The sequence below is a fragment of the Bacteroides sp. RCH18 genome, assembly GCF_058231005.1.
This window is the reverse complement of sequence record NZ_JBIPTC010000002.1, coordinates 1790861-1807848: the sequence shown is the minus strand read 5'-3', so window position 1 is coordinate 1807848 and position 16988 is coordinate 1790861. Positions and strand designations below refer to the sequence as shown.

The following is a 16988-nucleotide window of genomic DNA, read 5'->3' as shown; positions in this document are numbered from 1 at the left end:
TTAATCTTACCTGCATAATAGCTTAATGAAGGGAGCATATTTACTATTCATCCTTAGCCGTTCCTCCGATACTACGAATATACTCGTTCGGAGTAACTCCGGTACTTTTCTTGAATGAACGGAAGAAAGAAGCACGTGAACTGAAGCCGCATAATTCGGCCAATGCTGTCAATGTATAACGGGAGTAATCACTATCTTCTACCATTTTCTTGAACTGGGCAACCCGATACTCATTAATAAAATCATAGTATGACTGATTAAGATATTGATTGAGCAGATAAGACAAGGAATGGGAGGAAGTATGCAATGCGGCGGCAAGTTCTCCCATTTTCAGATCGGGATTAATATAAGGTTTTTCTTTCTCCACATAGGCAACGAGCCTGTCATGAAGCTCTTTACATTCGGCTTCGCTCATACGGTTGGCCTTATATTTTTCTTCTGCAGGATGTGGTTCGGCCGTCTTTTCTTCTTCCTCTTCTTCTTCGGATGAGATCTCATGTACTTCCGTGACCAATGGCGCAGATTTCCGCACATAGTATCTCACCAGAACAACGATCAGAATAATCGATATAGCAAGAATCGCCCATTCCCACCAAGGAATCATCGGCTGCACTGTCACCTTATAAGTGGCCATTGATTGTTCATTGCCCGGAATACGTACACAGAATGTGTATGTCCCGGAAGAAAGCCCATAATACGATACTTCACTCTGTGCTGTCAGCAACTTCCAGTCACTGTCCACTCCTTCCAGTTTATACTCATATAACAAGGCAGAAGGCAATCCGTACGCAAAATCGGTAAAACAGAAAGTAAGATTGTTCTGATTATACTTCAATGATGATTTGTTGATGGAAACTCCATTAGCCAGAATATCCGTAAAGACAATCGGACGGACCTTTCCACGTACCTCATCTACCTGTTTCGGATCTACATAGATCAGCCCCTTAGTATTGCCAAACCACAACAGTCCTTTTTCATCTTTATAAGCCGCTCCGTTAGTGAAAGTCGGTCCCGGCACTCCGTCATTGAAGGTGAAGGAGTCGTACTCCTCTCCCTCTTCCTTAATGCGCAACAATCCATCGTTGCAGCCTACCCACAGCCAGCCTTGATTATCTTCTGTTATTGACATCAGTGAGTTATCAGGAAGAGTAGAAAGTACCGATTGATTGCGGAAATGGTCCATCGTTAAGGTAGAAGTAAACAGGCTGCCTTTCTCACGAATAAAGTAAAGGTTATGTTCTGCATCTTCATAAATAGTACGTACTTTATCTTTGTGTACAAATCCTTCCGGAAACACATTGGAACGAAGGCTTTGTGAGGCCGGATCATAGATGCACATACCGGTTTCCGTAGCAATCCATCCTTTTCCGGTAGAGTCGAAACTTACTTCATAGACATTTCCTTCGGGCAACTGAGAGTTGGCACTGGTGAAGTTTTTGATTTGCTTTGTCTGTCCGTTGTAACAGAATAATCCCTGCGAGGTGCCAATCCAAAGATTTCCCCTGTTATCCGGTTTTACACAGAAGATATGTCCTTTCTGGAAGAGTTCCGTATCCCCCTGTGTAAAGTATTTAAGAGATAGTGTCTGCGGATTTAATACCATCATGCCACCGCCATACGTACCGATATAATATTCACCTTCATAGAAGCAAATGGTAAGGATCAGATCGGACGTAAGAACCGGTTTCACGAAACTTTTCACTATGCCGGTAGCTTCGTTAATATAGAACAATCCGTCACGCGAACCAATCACTTTCTCCGGTCCCCGGTTTACGAACGAACGAATGGATAAATTGGCAGAGTTAAACTGAGGAGGATAAGCGTACGTACGGAACAGTCCGTTTTGATACAGTGAATAATCCAATCCGGCTTGGAAATGTCCTACCCAGACTGCCCCCCTGTCATCCACCAGTAGTGAGTAGATAGAATTACTGCGAATCCCTTCTTTATCATTCACATCATGGAAAAAGCGGCGAACCACTTTCCGGTCTTTGTGAGATAGGAAATGAACCCCATTTCCATCTGTAGCGATGTACACCGTCTCCTTTCCATCGCCGGAAATATCAGATATCACATCGCATCCCAAAGAAACCGTATGGGCAAATGTCTGTTTCGGGATATCGAAACGTACGACTCCCTGACTCATTGTCCCCAGATACAGCGTTTCGCCAATGCGGGTCAGACAACGGAAATAATCTGCTTCAGGAACGTTCTCCTGAAAATGCCAGGAACTAATCCGACCGTCTTTCAGCGAATAAGAAAATAAACCCTGCACTGTAGCCAACCAAAGTACACTCTTATCCTCATTCAGACAGAGGTCCATGATCCGGTTACAGGCCGCCAGCATATTCTTATCGGTCTGTACCTGAAGCAACTGACCGTCTTTCTGAATAAACAGTCCTCTCTCCGTGCCTATATAAAGTACATCTCCATCTGCCAACAAAGCATTGACGGCAAAGTCGATCTTCTCGGGAACGATTCTCTGCAATTCACTACCGGAGCGATTCAGCCGCCAGAGTCCGATTCCGTTTCCTATCCATAATTGCTTGTTACCGGTTTCTGTGATACAGTTCACCCGTTTCTTTCTTCCCGAATCTACTCCGCGGAATTCGAAATGCTTCACCTTCACACCGTCAAAACGGTCGAGGCCATTGTCTGTCCCCAACCAGATGAAACCTTCCGAATCTTTATAAATAGCATTCACCAACAAGCCGGAAAGGCCGTCGGACATAACGACATTACGAAACATATAGGGTTGTGCCTGCAAGTTCTCCCCGCAAACCCAACACATTAGTATAAGAACCAAATATTTAATCGTGCTTTTCACCTGCCAACGGGCTTTATCAAATTAAACATGTGACAAACATACACAAAAATCTCCAAAAGAGAGCGGTTCCTTATCTAAAAAGTCGCCTCTCCGTATTTGCTAATGCTAATAGACAAATACGAAGAGGCGGAAGTATTTACTCAATGCACCCGAATAATTTATTCGTGCCTGTTCATTAAATTAAATCAATCTTGTAAATCCCAATACACCACATAACGCTGGTGATGCAAATCATAAAGCGGACGGATCACATCTCCTTGCTCCGTAGTAAATTTCAAGTCTTTTCCCACACGATGCAATGTTCGTTCGGGGTGTTTCACGTCCATTTTCAATGATGTACGCAGGTCGGCAGGAACATGAAAATTATAAGTATAATAATCGTTGTAAAGAGCAGGATCAGAGAAAGGAGCAGGTGCCTGCATTCCTTCCGTTCCCCGTTCTCCGGCAAGTACCAACGGACCATACAGCAAAGCCACTTTATTCGGATCATCGGGAGTAGCTTCCAGCTCGATCTGCATGGGATAAGTGGCCGCAATACGGTCACCATCTTTCCATTCACGGGTAATAGCGATATAAGAACCCGGTTTCTGTTTCACTGACACCTTTTTACCATTCACAAGTACCTTCACATTTTTACTCCATGAGGGATATCTCAAATAAATAGTAGCATGCCTTGGCTTTTCTGCACGAAGAGTGAGCCGAGTAGTCTCTTCCTTCGGAAAATCGGTTTCCTGAAGAAGCGTCAGTCCTTTTTCTTTCCAAGTCACCTGGGAAGGAATAAACAGATTCACATAGATGCCTTTATTGTTATGGTAATAGATGGCTTCTCCATATTTGGCATGATTCTCGAATCCACTACCTACACAACACCAGAAAGAATTTTCTTTAGTGCTATACAGTTTATGAGAGCCGGAAAGTAACGGAAGGAAATAAGTGACCATCCCTGTTTCCGGGTCTTGCTGTCCAAGGATATGATTGTATAATGCTCTCTCGTAGTAATCGGCAATAGAAGAATCACCGGTCCAGCAGAAAAGATGGCGACTAAGTTTCAGCATATTGTAGGTGCAACATGTTTCACCGGTATAACCTGTCAAGTGTTTAGAGAATTTCTTCGGGTCGAAAAAATGCTCTTTATCACTGCTGCATCCCGGAGCAAAGGTGTGATGGTCAATCATGGTATGCCAGAAAAACTCTGAAAGTTTTTTGCTCGTCTCATTCTGTGTCAATTCATAGTTGCGAGCTTCTGCAATTACTTTCGGGATAAATGTATTTGTATGTTTGGTTCCCAAATCATCCCGAAGTTCTTTCAGTGGGTCGATCACGTCATTATGATAGAAATATTCCGCCAACCAACGATAACGCTCGTCGCCTGTGATGGCATATAAATTATAAAATGATTCGTTGATTCCCCCGAACTCATTACGTATCATTAACCGGCGTGTCTCTTCACTAAGCGGTTTCAGTTTGTTATAAGCCCAGTCGCCCATTTTGGTCACCACACTCAAAGCCTGCTGATTATCTGCATATAAGTATTGGTCTATCAGACCGGAATAAAGTTTATGCAAGGTATACCAAGGTGCCCAGACACTCTTTCCCTGAATATTGCGGTTGATCAGTTCTTCGGGATATGCGCTCAGATATCCTCCTTTAAGTGCATTCTGCACTTCGGTCAATCCGTTTACAAGGCTATCTCCTTTGAGTTTGAAAATCTCACTTCCGGTAGCAGCGTACATCAATGCGTAAGCTGAAAGCAAATGTCCGGTAGTATGTCCGCGAAGTTCGCAGTCCAGAGATTCCCAGCCACCGAGTTTTTTCACGGTCATATAGCCGCCTTCACGACCTGCAAAGACTCCGGCATTGGTCCGGAAGCTATGTAACAGATGATTCACATCAAGAGAAGTCATCCATGCCGAATCCCGCAACATATTATCACGAAAACGGCTCGGAAGCAACCGAACGTCTTTTAAATCAAAACTCTGTACTTGTACAGGAGCCACTGTCTCTTTTTTCATTTTCCCCTGGTGCTGACCGGGGTATACCGATTGGGCGGACGTCATAGCCGACACGACCAATAATGCTATTGCAACTAAATTTTTCTTATTCATAATCATTCTTTGTATCCTTTTGAATAAGATACGAATAAGCCCTGTTCAACACTCAACACAATGAAATTAATTCTGATTGATCATTTCATGAGTTTTCGTTTTATTCCATATTATTGATAAATAAAGAAACTTCGCTCTATCGGCTCCGCTGTCTGTACCTTTCCCGCCAGCCCATATTGCCAGGCTACTACTGTCACCTTCAACGGATATTTGCTGCGAGGAGGTATCGGGGTAAATACAAGTTTGTTTCCTTCGATTTCCGCAGGGCCTTCTTTCACATAATAATATACAGGCAGTCCGCAATCGGAAGTAGCCCGAAGAGTGACGGACTCCGTCCCTGCCTTCACATCCCCAATGCCTGGGAAAAGTATATACTGTCGTTTCCCCTCCGTGTTACGGTAAGGAATCCGGAAACTAAGTTCCTGTACTGTACTTTTATATTGATTATCACCGTCATGACTCGCCAACAGGCAGATGTCTCCTGTACGACGCTTATTATACATTCCCATACGATAGAAACGAACGGTAAAAGTAGTATCATTCACCTTCTGTACCGGTCCGCAGATACGGGTTATTTCGGGAAAGGTCGATGAATGTTCGTCGGAGATGGTTTTATGCAGACTATCCGTAAATACAGCTTTCAGATGAAAAGTAAGTCCATCTTCCTCCGGCAGGAAACGGGCAGCAACTTTCACATGAGACTTCGGGTGATATGCAAGAAGGCTGTTCTCTTGTACAAAACCAAGATATTGCGGTTTTTTCCCTCTTTCCTGACGATAACGTTCTTCTGTCATGTCAGCCATCTCTTTATCGAAATACCAGAAGGCATCATGCGGATCGCCTTTGTATTGTTTGAAGGGAGCCGCTTTGGCACGTCTCTTTTGGTCAGGATGCCAACGCTCGGCAAGCCATCCGTTTTCCGGATTCAATTTCTTCAGCATTACAGGTTTATCTACATCATACGTTTCCGGCAATCGGTACTCCATGGCTTTCTTCAGAAACAATGCAAGGTATACTGCCGTACGGTCTGCAATATCAAAATGTCCGCGTCCCGTATCACAAAGAAACGAGATGCAACTCCGGGGATACATTAAGCGAAACGCCAATGCCGGATTTACACGGTCTTCCCACCATTCATATTCTCCTTCGATCATCAAGCCGGGAATGCCGTCAATAGTACGTTTCCCCCACTCCATGTTATCACGGCCATATCCGGTAAGATTAGTACGCGGTGCGTCTCCATGAAAGGATATGACAGCCAATGTCCGTTCGGGATTCCATGCTGCAAAATTCCAAGGATAAGTTGCCATCGCCGAATGTCCGAAAGGAACAATCGGAACGTATTTTAATTCATTGTAACCGCTGATAGCAGCAAAGTCCTCCAACATCTGCTCAAATGCCTTCTGACTTCCGGCAGATACATCCCATTTCTGATCCCAGCCCGGAGTAATCCAAATCAAGCCCATATCTATTTCGGACATTTTCTCCCGAAACAGAGGATTCTCAAACAGGGTTTCCTCTGTCATATTGTGAGTACCTATCATCACACCTTTTACCCGGGCACAATCGGAAGGTATCCATAGAAATGCCTGTGGATGATCATCGGTTTCGTTAGAAATAATACCGGGTATTTGTACAGACCACTGCCATTCCGCCGCTATACATTCCGGCCATAACATAAACGCTAATATACCAAAGACTAAAAATCGAAGTAGTTTCATGTTCCACTCATTTATCGTTATTTTATGTAATACGTAACGAAACCAAAGTATACTCAATCGAAAAATATAAAAAAACTATTATTATAGGAACTCTTTCATCAACAATCTCACAAAAACGTCGTATCTTTATTCTCAATTTAAGAAAGGAGTGATATGGATTTACGTACAGCAAACGTAACTAGATATATTCTTCCCCTGCGGGAAGGCGGATCATTGCCGGCTTTGGCTGAAGCGGACGATGAGTTCAAATATGTCGTAAAATTCAGAGGAGCGGGGCACGGAACCAAAGCCCTAATCGCTGAATTGATCGGAGGAGAAATAGCCCGTACTCTGGGCTTCAGAGTACCGGAGATCATCTTCCTGAATTTAGATGAAGCTTTCGGACGAACGGAAGCGGATGAAGAGATACAGGATTTACTGCAATGGAGCCGTGGATTGAATATCGGTTTGCATTTCTTGTCCGGAGCGTTGACCTTCGACCCTGTCGTACATCAAGTGGATGGTAAAACCGCCTCACAGATTGTATGGATGGATGCTTTTCTGACAAATGTGGACCGTACCATCAAGAATACCAATATGCTGATGTGGCACAAAGAATTATGGCTGATCGATCATGGAGCTTCCCTTTACTTCCAACATAGCTGGACCAACTGGCAGAAGCAGGCACTCACCCCGTTCGTGCAGATAAAAGATCATGTTTTATTGCCATTTGCCGACCAACTGGAAGAAACTGATACGGCATTCAAGCAGATACTAACCTCCGATAAGATACGGGAAATAGTCAATACCGTCCCCGACGACTGGTTGAACTGGACGGAAGGACAGGAAACTCCACAAGACCTGAGAGATATTTATATTCAATTTTTAGAGGAAAGGATCAAGCATTCCGAAATCTTTGTAAATGAAGCGCAGCATGCAAGAAAGGCACTTATATGAATACGCAACCATTCGTTTCGTTCCCAAAGTAGAACGTGAAGAATTTATCAATGTAGGTATTGTACTGTTCTCCAAACGGTGCAAATACCTCAAATCACTTTATACGATAGATGAGAATAAACTGAAACTGTTTTCTTCCGAACTGGATATGAATTGTCTGAAAGAAGGACTGCATGTCTTCGATAGGATTTGTTCGGGCAGTAAGGAAGGGGGAATGATAGCAAGCATGGATGTCCCCGATCGTTTCCGGTGGCTGACCGCTGTAAAAAGCTCATGTATACAAGTATCCCGCCCGCATCCCGGATTTTCCGAGGATTTGGATGCTACCTTGGAGCGTTTGTTCAAAGAATTAGTGCTTTAAATGATCAATCATGGAATTTATCAAGATAACAGAGCAACCATCGCTCTATGATGACCTCGACAAGAAATCGGTAAAAGAGATTCTGGAAGATATCAATACTGAAGACCATAAAGTAGCGGATGCCGTGCAGAAAGCAATCCCACAAATAGAGAAACTGGTCACATTAATTATTCCCCGAGTAAAAAAAGGTGGGAGAATATTCTATATGGGGGCCGGAACAAGCGGACGTTTAGGTGTACTCGACGCTTCCGAAATACCTCCGACTTTCGGTATGCCTCCCACCGTAGTTATCGGACTAATCGCCGGAGGAGATACCGCCTTGCGCAATCCCGTCGAGAATGCGGAAGATGATATGTCCCGCGGATGGGAAGAGTTATTGCAGCATCATATCAATAGTGAAGATACAGTCATCGGAATTGCAGCATCCGGCACCACTCCGTATGTGATCGGAGCCATGCGCACAGCACGGGAACACGGAATACTGACCGGCTGCATTACCAGTAATCCAAATTCGCCGATGGCTGCCGAAGCTGATATACCGATAGAAGTGATTGTCGGTCCGGAGTATGTGACAGGAAGTTCGCGAATGAAATCGGGTACTGCTCAAAAGATGATTCTGAATATGATCAGCACTACTATCATGATTGAGCTGGGGCGAGTGAAAGGTAATAAAATGGTCAATATGCAATTGAGTAACCAAAAGCTCATTGATCGGGGAACGCGCATGATCATCGAAGAACTCCATCTGGACTACGAAAAGGCTAAAGCACTTCTGTTGCTACACGGTTCGGTTAAGTCTGCGATAGAGGCCTATCGCAGACACAACTCTACTCAACAGGAGTAAAATGCAGTGCAGCACCACCGGAGGACTTTAACTTCAAAGTTAACTTATCTCCGGCTTTTATCTTCTTATGAGTAGTACGAACCTTTGTACGTGTATTCAATTTGTCGTCATCTTCGTACAAGTTGACTCTATACTTCGTTCCCGGTTTCAAAAAATCCGTGGTTAACGTAATGGTACGCGGTTCTGTATTTGTCATTGCTCCCACAAACCATTCTTCTCCGGAACGGCGGGCCTGCACGATATATTCACCTATTTCTCCATCCAACGCACGACTTTCAAGGAAAACAGTCGGAATGGCCTTCCAGAACTCCAGCTCCTCCTCACCTTTATACATAGCAGGATTATCATACCAAAACATAAATTGCAAAGGACTGTAATATACGGCTGCCATTGCCAGTTGATGTGCTTTGGTGTTTTTCACACGGCCATTAAAATAACAGAGTGTATAATCTCCTGCACCCGCAAGAAAACGGGTATAAGGGAGAATGGTATTGTGTGTCGCATCCGGCATCTCTTCGTTTCCACCGATACCTTCTTGTGTCATCAAATTGGGATAAGTACGACTGAAACCCGTCGGACGATATTCATCATGAATATCCACCATCATTTCATATTCCGCACATTTACGGATCGCATCATGTAACCATGTACTCCAATATTGATTACCAATCTGTACAAAACCGAATTTAATTCCCTTCAATCCCCATTTTTTATACAATGGCAATAAAGAATCCAACTGTTGTACCAAAGCACGTTGATTGACATATACCATTAATCCAATGCCTTTAGATTCAGCATATTTACATAAAGCAGGAATATCCAGATCCTTATCCGGAGAAACCGTAGTAGCATCCGAACTCATTTTCATTTCCGGACCATACCATCCCGCATCCATATGTACATATTGAATGCCACGTTCGGCCGCAAAATCTATTCCAGCCATTACTTCAGCTTGCTTCAGCCCGGAACGGAATACTTTCCCGGGCTTAATCCAAGAAGTATCCGACATCCGACAGGGAGTATTTAAGTTCAAAACCAGATCAGTATGATTAATCAAATCGACCGGACGTTCGGCAGCCATAATAACACGCCAAGGGGTACTGTAGGGAGAAATTACGTCAACACTGCTATACAAACTAGTTTCCAGTGTTGAAGGCTTTTCTGCAGACAGACGGAATTTACCACGAGCATAATCCACCATCTCCGCTTCCAATAACGCAACGGTCAGTCCATCAGGCAATTTCATGGTCAAAGGACGTTCACTTTCCTCTTTTCCCCACCCTGACAGGGGACGAAGCTCATAAGGACCTTGTGCCCAACGTTCATAGTAAGCCATTGTACCTTCAGGCATTGTGAAACTTGTCTGTTCACCTGTAATATGTAAAAATAGTCCATTGGTCGTTTCCGGAAAATGATAACGGAATGCCACTCCTTCGTTATAGGCGCGGACAATAATATTCATAAAGTAGTTTTTACGTTTGTCGTAACCGCCTTCAGTCATCCCTTGTCCTTCTCCTTTACGAAACTTTAAAGTCATTTCATTATAACAGTCCCGAACTTCGGCACGTTCTCCATATACAGGTTTCCATGTTTCATCGCTTTTCCGATGGTCAGTATCCGTTAGTTTCAGATTCTCGCACCAAAAATGGCAGGTATCGTTCGGTACTCCCAATGCCGATTCAAACAGCTGATTCTCTATCTGTACACCGAGTTCACTCTCCTCCACTACCGGACGATTCTTATATGTCAGCGTATAATACATTCGCGCATTATCCTCTCCCAACGAACGCTGGTAAAAGGTGAACCGATACGCTCCGTCCGGAGAAGTCAGTTCCCGGCGGGTTTCTGTCATCACATTCTGTGCCTTTGTCAATACCGGTATTGCCAACAGTAAAAGCAAGATACTTTTCTTCATTCTATTTAAGTTCATGTTTATCCGTTTTTCCAATATATACGAACGAATTAATTATTATACTCAATCTGCCCCGCAAAGAAACACTACTTCTCAATTCTTTTTGTAAAAGTCTCTTTTCTTCCATACATTTCTGCAAATATAAACAAACATCTTGCAAAAATAAGCACAACATCACATTCAAAAAGCAGCTACTTTTGCATCAATTCATATAAGTAATAAATAAAACCATGAACGAATTATTTAGTATTGCCGGTAAAGTGGCTGTAATTACCGGAGCAGGTGGTGTATTGGGAGGAAATATCGCCCAGCACTTTGTACAGCAGGGAGCAAAAGTTGTAGCTATCGACATCCGTCAGGAGCAACTGGACAACCGTGTAGCGGAACTAAAACAATATGGTCAGGATGTTATCGGCATTATGGGAAATGTACTGGACATCGCCAGTCTGAAAAAAGTAGCGGAAGAGATTGTTGCCCAATGGGGACAGATTGATATTCTACTGAATATTGCCGGAGGTAACATGCCGGGAGCGACTCTTGAACCGGATCAGAACTTTTATGATATGGACATTTCCTGTTGGGAGAAAGTGACCAGCCTGAATATGAACGGTACAGTCTATCCGTCTATGATCTTTGGTAAAGTGATGGCAAAACAGAAAAAAGGGTGCATTATCAATGTGTCTTCTATGGCTGCTTATAGTGCCATCACCCGTGTGCCGGGGTATTCGGCAGCAAAGATAGCTGTAGCCAACTTTACACAATGGCTTGCCAGTGAGATGGCTCTGAAATATGGTGACGGCATCCGTGTAAATGCCATTGCTCCCGGTTTCTTTATCGGCGATCAGAACCGTCGCGTACTTATCAATCCGGATGGCTCGCTGACTGACAGAAGCAAAAAGGTTTTAGCCAAGACACCGATGAACCGTTTTGGTGATATTAAAGAATTGAACGGTGCCGTACAATTTTTGTGTAGCGAAGCTGCCAGTTTTGTAACCGGTGCAATGTTGCCTATCGACGGTGGATTCAGTGCATTCAGCGGCGTATAAGGAGAAGAAACTATGATGGAAAAAACATGGAGATGGTTTGGCAAGAAAGACAAAATTACCTTGCCAATGCTCCGGCAAATAGGTGTGGAAGGGATTGTTACAGCTTTGCACGACGTACCGAACGGAGAAATATGGACAGTAGAAGCGATTAATGATCTGAAGTCCTATATAGAGTCATACGGACTACGCTGGTCTGTAGTAGAAAGTTTGCCCGTATGCGAAGCGATCAAATATGGTGGAACAGAACGTGAACAGTTGATAGAGAACTACAAAGTAAGCCTTGCCAATCTGGGTAAATGTGGAATAAAAACTGTTTGCTATAACTTTATGCCAGTCATCGACTGGATACGTACAGACTTGCAATACCCCTGGCCGGACGGTACTAGCTCATTGTATTATGACCGTATCCGTTTCGCCTATTTCGACATAAAGATACTGGAACGGGAAAGGGCTGAAAAGGATTATACAGAAGAGGAACTTCATAAAGTTTCCGAACTGGATCAGGTGATCACCGAAAAAGAGAAGGATGATCTGATTGATACCATTATCGTTAAGACACAAGGATTTGTCAATGGGAACATCAAAGAAGGAGACAAAGAACCGGTCCTTCTCTTCAAACGGTTGTTAGCTTTGTACAAGGATATTAACCGTGACATCCTGCGAGAAAATATGTGTTACTTTCTTTCTGCCATTATGCCGGTTTGCGAAGAATACGGAGTGAATATGTGTGTGCATCCCGATGATCCTCCATTCCAGGTTCTTGGTCTTCCTCGTATCGTTACTAATGAAGAAGATATAGCCTGGTTCCTGAATGCAGTAGACAATCCGCACAACGGACTGACATTTTGTGCAGGTTCCTTGAGTGCCGGCGAACACAATGATACCCGCGAATTGGCAAAGAAGTTTGCCAAACGTACGCATTTTGTACACCTACGCAGCACAGCTGCCATGCCGGGTGGAAACTTCATTGAAAGTTCTCACCTGGCAGGAAGAGGACATATCATTGACCTTATCCGAATCTTTGAGAAAGAAAATCCGGGATTACCTATGCGCATTGATCATGGAAGAATGATGCTGGGAGATGAAGACAAGGGGTATAATCCAGGCTATTCTTTTTATGGACGTATGCTGGCACTGGCACAAGTAGAGGGTATGATGACGGTAGTGGATGATGAAATAAAACGTCAGATGAAATTATGATTCTCTTTCACCAGACGTTTATGCAAAAAAGAAGGGAGAAGTCATATTTAACATCTCCCTTCTTTTTATCTATCATAGCAATAACCTATTTCTTTTTGAAACGGTTTATTTCTTTTGTCCTTCTTGGAAATCCGGTATACGTTTTACATCCGCACCTTTCATTACACCTTTTTTAATTGCTTCATTGGTTTCTGAAATTTCTTTCTTAACACGCTTATAATACTCTTTAGTCAGTCCTTTCTCCACAGCTTCAGACTCTGTAGCCGCCCAGAAATACTGGTAATCCATCAGCATCAAGTCAGGAGCAACCACTTTAAAGAAAATACTATCTCCTTCAAATTTTTCACGTAAATCACCTAAATAAATAGTGTCTGCCGGATTTACTTCTTGTGTACTTGCATTTTTTTGTGAACTACTGCTACCGCAAGAGGCTAACAATAAGCCTCCAAATAACGAAATAAAAATCAATAATTTCATATATCTATCATTTATAATATAAAACATGCTCAACGGTTCAATTATCAGGATCAGAATATCATCCTGTAACAGAGTGCACAAAAATAGTAATTTATAATATCATAATGATCATTTTTCTGTTCTTTTTCTATATTTTCCTACAAATTACTTGAGTTATACGTTAATTACTCCCTAAAAAATGCTTCACACATACTTATATCATATCACCACTTTATCTATCCCTTTCTACTTTTTCCAATCGGAAAGCACTGAGACATAACTTTTGTCCGGCCTTGTCAACACGTAAACGCAATACACAGGCACCAGCCGAAAGTGAAAGTTCGCCAAGTTTTGTTTCTTTCCACTTTTTAGAAGAAGGGATCGAAGACGAGATTTCTAATCCCTGATCAGAGGCCATTGCTACATGTGAAGAGGAATTTGCCGAATAAGTAAGATAAACAGCATAAGCTCCACTTTTAGGGATATTGACAGTATAATTCATCCACTCGCCGTCTTCTACCTGAACCACTACGTATTTATTATCTATTTTCTGTAATTCAACTGCTCCATCCGGACGATACTCATTTCCACGTACTGTCCCTATATTATGATAGGTATGCCCTTCAGGATTTTCTGATATACAATAATAATCATAATCAGCAGCCAAAATTGTACTGGGCAATTGATGCAAACCGGATACTCGCTTACCTGTAGAAAAAGTAACCGGATCACCTGCCATCCAAGGGGTCAGTCGCTTAGTTAAAGTCCCCCAACCAGTCCACTCATAAAACCAATTCGGGGCTACTCCCCAATTTTCACATCCATAACGTTCTATCATATAATCACGATAACGCTGTAACCAGGTATATTTTTCAGCCGGTAATCCACTACGCACCGCATAATGTGCCAATGCCATTTCTCTGGTTCCTCCTGTCCCGGCAACATCTCCCCGTCCATGAGAGGAGATATTCACAGACTCCCAACGTCCGCTACGACTTTTTATCTGGAGATATTTCCCGTTATCAAATGTGACTTCATTCATATCCTTTGTTAATCCTGTCGGCTCCCAAGGTGTTTCCTGTTTTTTGTAAGATTGAATACTTGACAGGTTATAACGATAACTCCATTCTAGCCCGAGCAATAAACGATTATCCAAACTACTATATAAAGAATCCCCCTGATTCCATGCCATTTCTGCAATAGCAACATAATTGTGCAACCCGGCTAATACATGTCCCTGATCACGACTGGATTCCTGACACTGACCATTAGGATAAATATAATATTGAAGCTGTTCGTCATAACCATAATCCTGAATATCATTCTTCCGTTGTAACAATTTATAATCAATCATAGTAGGAGAAACATGAATGGGTTGATCGCTGGAAATAGCCGGTCCTGAAGGATATGGCAAATCATCTTTACGATGTTTCATTCCCAGTAAATAGCGATAAGCACGGTCATACATTATCTCATTATCAAGATAGATAGCCATTGCCATCATACTGCGTGCTGCAAACAATCCTTGATTACCGAAACGCGCTGCATCAAAATTATAGATATTCCAATAAAAAGTTACTCCATTTTTTGTATCATCCAGATAATTAGCATATTTAGCAGAATAATTTTCCGTATTACTATACCCCGGATAAACCAGCATATCTTTGAAACGTTGCTGATCTTGCCGTGTCCATCCAGAATAATCTCTCATCATTTCAGCCGCATCAATCAACAAATAAATTTTCCCATTATCCAACGGTCCTGTACCACGACTACTAGTATTAGTATAATAAGAATTCGCATTCAAATATTCTACAGCCTTACGTGCATAGGCTTCTTCTCCTGTCAAGTGCCAAAGAAGAGCTAAATCATGAGCACGACGCCCATCCACCCCGATTGTAGCATTAAATCGCCCTTCCTTTATTTGCTCTCCACGATTCACCACAGGTGCATCAAGTGATGAATAAGAAGACTCCTTCAATTTCAAAAAGGTAGAATAATAAGGTTCTTGTCTGGCCTCTACCATTGCTTTCATACGATCAAGGTCACCTTGCGTATAAGTAATACCCGGATGAACAAAACGACGTTGTGACTGAGTTACATCACTTGTAAAAACAATATTTTCCACATGAGGTCCTACATATATGCGTGCCATATCTGAAGTCTTATACCACCGAGGTTTGTCCGGCATATTATCATCAATCAATTTTCCATTTATTTTCAAATTTTCAAAACGTATGTTCTTTACCTTACGTTTTTCATCATATCCTTCAATAATAGAAAGTTCCGCATTCTCTCCGGTATAGGATATATTCTTAAACAAGATGTTCTCAATTCCTCTTCCGGGAGCGGTACAGTATTTTTCATTATAAAAGATACGTAAATTGACAAGTTGCCCCTGACGGAAATTCTCAACACGGATGTCCTCAAAATGAACATTGCGTATTAAATTGTTATCACCTGCATTAATAGCCATACATCCTTGATAATCGACTTGTTTCTCTCTATGATCCAATATATCAATATTAATATAATTCAGATCTTCCAAAACTTCGGGAGCTTTTGAATTACCATGAATTCCAATAAAAATAGGATGGGCTACATCTGCCCAAAGAGTGGAATTCTGCATTGTTATATTCCGACAACCTCCTTCAAATCCCAAACGAGTGCCATAAACAGTTGTACAATCATCTGAGTTACGGCAGAAGACACCATCAAATAATACGTTATTGCTCGCAAAAACATTCATGCCATCTCCCCACCCATAATAACTAATACTTTTGACATTACGGATAGTAACATTTTCCGACCCTCCTGTCGCACATTGAGTAGCAACAATTCCTTCTACATAGACATCTCGGGAATTCGCAATACGAATACCTCCTTTTATAGAATGATCGATAATTCCTCTTCCTAGCAATTTTACATCATGTACGTTTTCGATTAGGACACGCCCCATTAAAACAGCTCCTCCTGCCAGATACACAGTCTTACCGGATGGCACTCTCAATTCCCCATTTTTTACTGTATGTATTCCAGGACCAAAGTAAATTACTTCCGGATTATCTTTGTCCGGAATCGTTCTTTCCGGAGATCCTGTAAATAAGTGAAGATTATGAAAAATATCCCCATTTACTTCTACTGACAAATTTCGAGGATGCTCTAATGTAAAAGTTACTGTATTACCATCGATTTGAAATGGGATATCATACGAGAGAGGACGGACTTTTGCCGTCTGTACTTCTCCCAAATTATAGGTTACGGCTACTTCCACTTTTCCTGTAAAATCAAAAATTGCCATCGAAGCATTTTCTACATAATGTCGTGTATCTCTTACCTCATCCACCTTAATAAGATAAGAAGATAAGGTATGCCAGACTCCATCTTGCAAACGGACCTTAACCGTAAAATCACTATTTAAAGCAACTCCTGCGGGAGCCTTCCAGGTTGCAAGCGTGTCTTTAGCAAAGATACAAGTTGCACCACCTAATAATGCAGCTAATAATAAGAAGCAATATTTCTTCATGATATTACCGAATAAAATTCTTTTATAATATTACGAACAATAAAGACGATTCAC

11 protein-coding genes are annotated in these 16988 nt (G+C 42.3%); 5 read left to right on the top strand and 6 right to left on the bottom strand.

From position 1 onward, the window contains the following. Positions 1-43 precede the first annotated feature (43 nt). The 3 genes from ACHLI0_RS22320 to ACHLI0_RS22310 all read right to left on the bottom strand — a co-directional run bounded on the left by ACHLI0_RS22320 (position 44) and on the right by ACHLI0_RS22310 (position 6653). On the bottom strand, positions 44-2827 hold the full coding sequence (locus tag ACHLI0_RS22320) for a two-component regulator propeller domain-containing protein (RefSeq protein WP_225709907.1): 2784 nt from the start codon (positions 2825-2827) through the stop codon (positions 44-46). A 185-nt stretch (positions 2828-3012) separates the two neighbouring features. Further along, on the bottom strand, positions 3013-4932 hold the full coding sequence (locus tag ACHLI0_RS22315) for a glycoside hydrolase family 127 protein (RefSeq protein WP_490750069.1): 1920 nt from the start codon (positions 4930-4932) through the stop codon (positions 3013-3015). A gap of 110 nt (positions 4933-5042) precedes the next feature. After that, complete coding sequence (locus ACHLI0_RS22310; protein WP_225709905.1) at positions 5043-6653, bottom strand: hypothetical protein; 1611 nt, start codon at positions 6651-6653, stop codon at positions 5043-5045. Positions 6654-6806: 153 nt separating this feature from the next. On the opposite strand from ACHLI0_RS22310, the gene ACHLI0_RS22305 reads away from it, so the two are divergent. Genes ACHLI0_RS22305 through murQ form a run of 3 tightly spaced genes read left to right on the top strand, consistent with a single transcriptional unit; the run spans position 6807 to position 8794 of the window. Then, positions 6807-7589, top strand: a complete 783-nt coding sequence (locus tag ACHLI0_RS22305) for a HipA family kinase (RefSeq protein ID WP_225709904.1) — start codon at positions 6807-6809, stop codon at positions 7587-7589. Continuing rightward, entirely contained in the window at positions 7567-7950 is a 384-nt protein-coding gene (locus ACHLI0_RS22300) for a DUF3037 domain-containing protein (protein WP_008760453.1), read from the top strand. The genes ACHLI0_RS22305 and ACHLI0_RS22300 overlap by 23 nt, the downstream gene beginning before the upstream one ends. 10 nt (positions 7951-7960) lie before the next feature. Further along, complete coding sequence (gene murQ / locus ACHLI0_RS22295) at positions 7961-8794, top strand: N-acetylmuramic acid 6-phosphate etherase (protein ID WP_225709903.1); 834 nt, start codon at positions 7961-7963, stop codon at positions 8792-8794. On the opposite strand, the gene ACHLI0_RS22290 is transcribed toward murQ, so the two are convergent. Continuing rightward, positions 8778-10724 carry a glycoside hydrolase family 97 protein gene (locus ACHLI0_RS22290; RefSeq protein WP_490750068.1) on the bottom strand — a complete coding sequence of 649 codons (1947 nt, stop codon included), beginning with the start codon at positions 10722-10724 and terminating at the stop codon, positions 8778-8780. The two genes, murQ and ACHLI0_RS22290, sit on opposite strands and share 17 nt — an antisense overlap. A gap of 212 nt (positions 10725-10936) precedes the next feature. On the opposite strand from ACHLI0_RS22290, the gene ACHLI0_RS22285 reads away from it, so the two are divergent. Next, positions 10937-11752 carry an SDR family oxidoreductase gene (locus tag ACHLI0_RS22285; RefSeq protein ID WP_490750067.1) on the top strand — a complete coding sequence of 272 codons (816 nt, stop codon included), beginning with the start codon at positions 10937-10939 and terminating at the stop codon, positions 11750-11752. A gap of 12 nt (positions 11753-11764) precedes the next feature. Further along, a complete protein-coding gene (gene uxuA, locus ACHLI0_RS22280; protein WP_490750066.1) occupies positions 11765-12952 on the top strand; it encodes a mannonate dehydratase in 1188 nt (395 codons plus the stop codon). Between the two features lie 105 nt (positions 12953-13057). On the opposite strand, the gene ACHLI0_RS22275 is transcribed toward uxuA, so the two are convergent. Further along, positions 13058-13429: a hypothetical protein gene (locus tag ACHLI0_RS22275; RefSeq protein WP_008766743.1), complete on the bottom strand. Its 372-nt coding sequence runs from the start codon at positions 13427-13429 to the stop codon at positions 13058-13060. Positions 13430-13640: 211 nt separating this feature from the next. Beyond that, the gene (locus tag ACHLI0_RS22270) at positions 13641-16934 is read right to left on the bottom strand and encodes an alginate lyase family protein (RefSeq protein ID WP_490750065.1); all 3294 of its coding nucleotides are present in this window, start codon (positions 16932-16934) and stop codon (positions 13641-13643) included. Positions 16935-16988: the final 54 nt, after the last annotated feature.

Bases quoted from the DNA above. Each gene is read 5' to 3' on its own strand.
- murQ (WP_225709903.1), top strand. From the start codon at position 7,961: ATGGAATTTATCAAGATAACAGAGCAACCATCGCTCTATGATGACCTC.
- uxuA (WP_490750066.1), top strand. From the start codon at position 11,765: ATGATGGAAAAAACATGGAGATGGTTTGGCAAGAAAGACAAAATTACC.
- ACHLI0_RS22275 (WP_008766743.1), bottom strand. From the start codon at position 13,429: ATGAAATTATTGATTTTTATTTCGTTATTTGGAGGCTTATTGTTAGCC.
- ACHLI0_RS22290 (WP_490750068.1), bottom strand. From the start codon at position 10,724: ATGAACTTAAATAGAATGAAGAAAAGTATCTTGCTTTTACTGTTGGCA.
- ACHLI0_RS22310 (WP_225709905.1), bottom strand. From the start codon at position 6,653: ATGAAACTACTTCGATTTTTAGTCTTTGGTATATTAGCGTTTATGTTA.
- ACHLI0_RS22315 (WP_490750069.1), bottom strand. From the start codon at position 4,932: ATGAATAAGAAAAATTTAGTTGCAATAGCATTATTGGTCGTGTCGGCT.
- ACHLI0_RS22300 (WP_008760453.1), top strand. From the start codon at position 7,567: ATGCAAGAAAGGCACTTATATGAATACGCAACCATTCGTTTCGTTCCC.
- ACHLI0_RS22270 (WP_490750065.1), bottom strand. From the start codon at position 16,934: ATGAAGAAATATTGCTTCTTATTATTAGCTGCATTATTAGGTGGTGCA.
- ACHLI0_RS22285 (WP_490750067.1), top strand. From the start codon at position 10,937: ATGAACGAATTATTTAGTATTGCCGGTAAAGTGGCTGTAATTACCGGA.
- ACHLI0_RS22305 (WP_225709904.1), top strand. From the start codon at position 6,807: ATGGATTTACGTACAGCAAACGTAACTAGATATATTCTTCCCCTGCGG.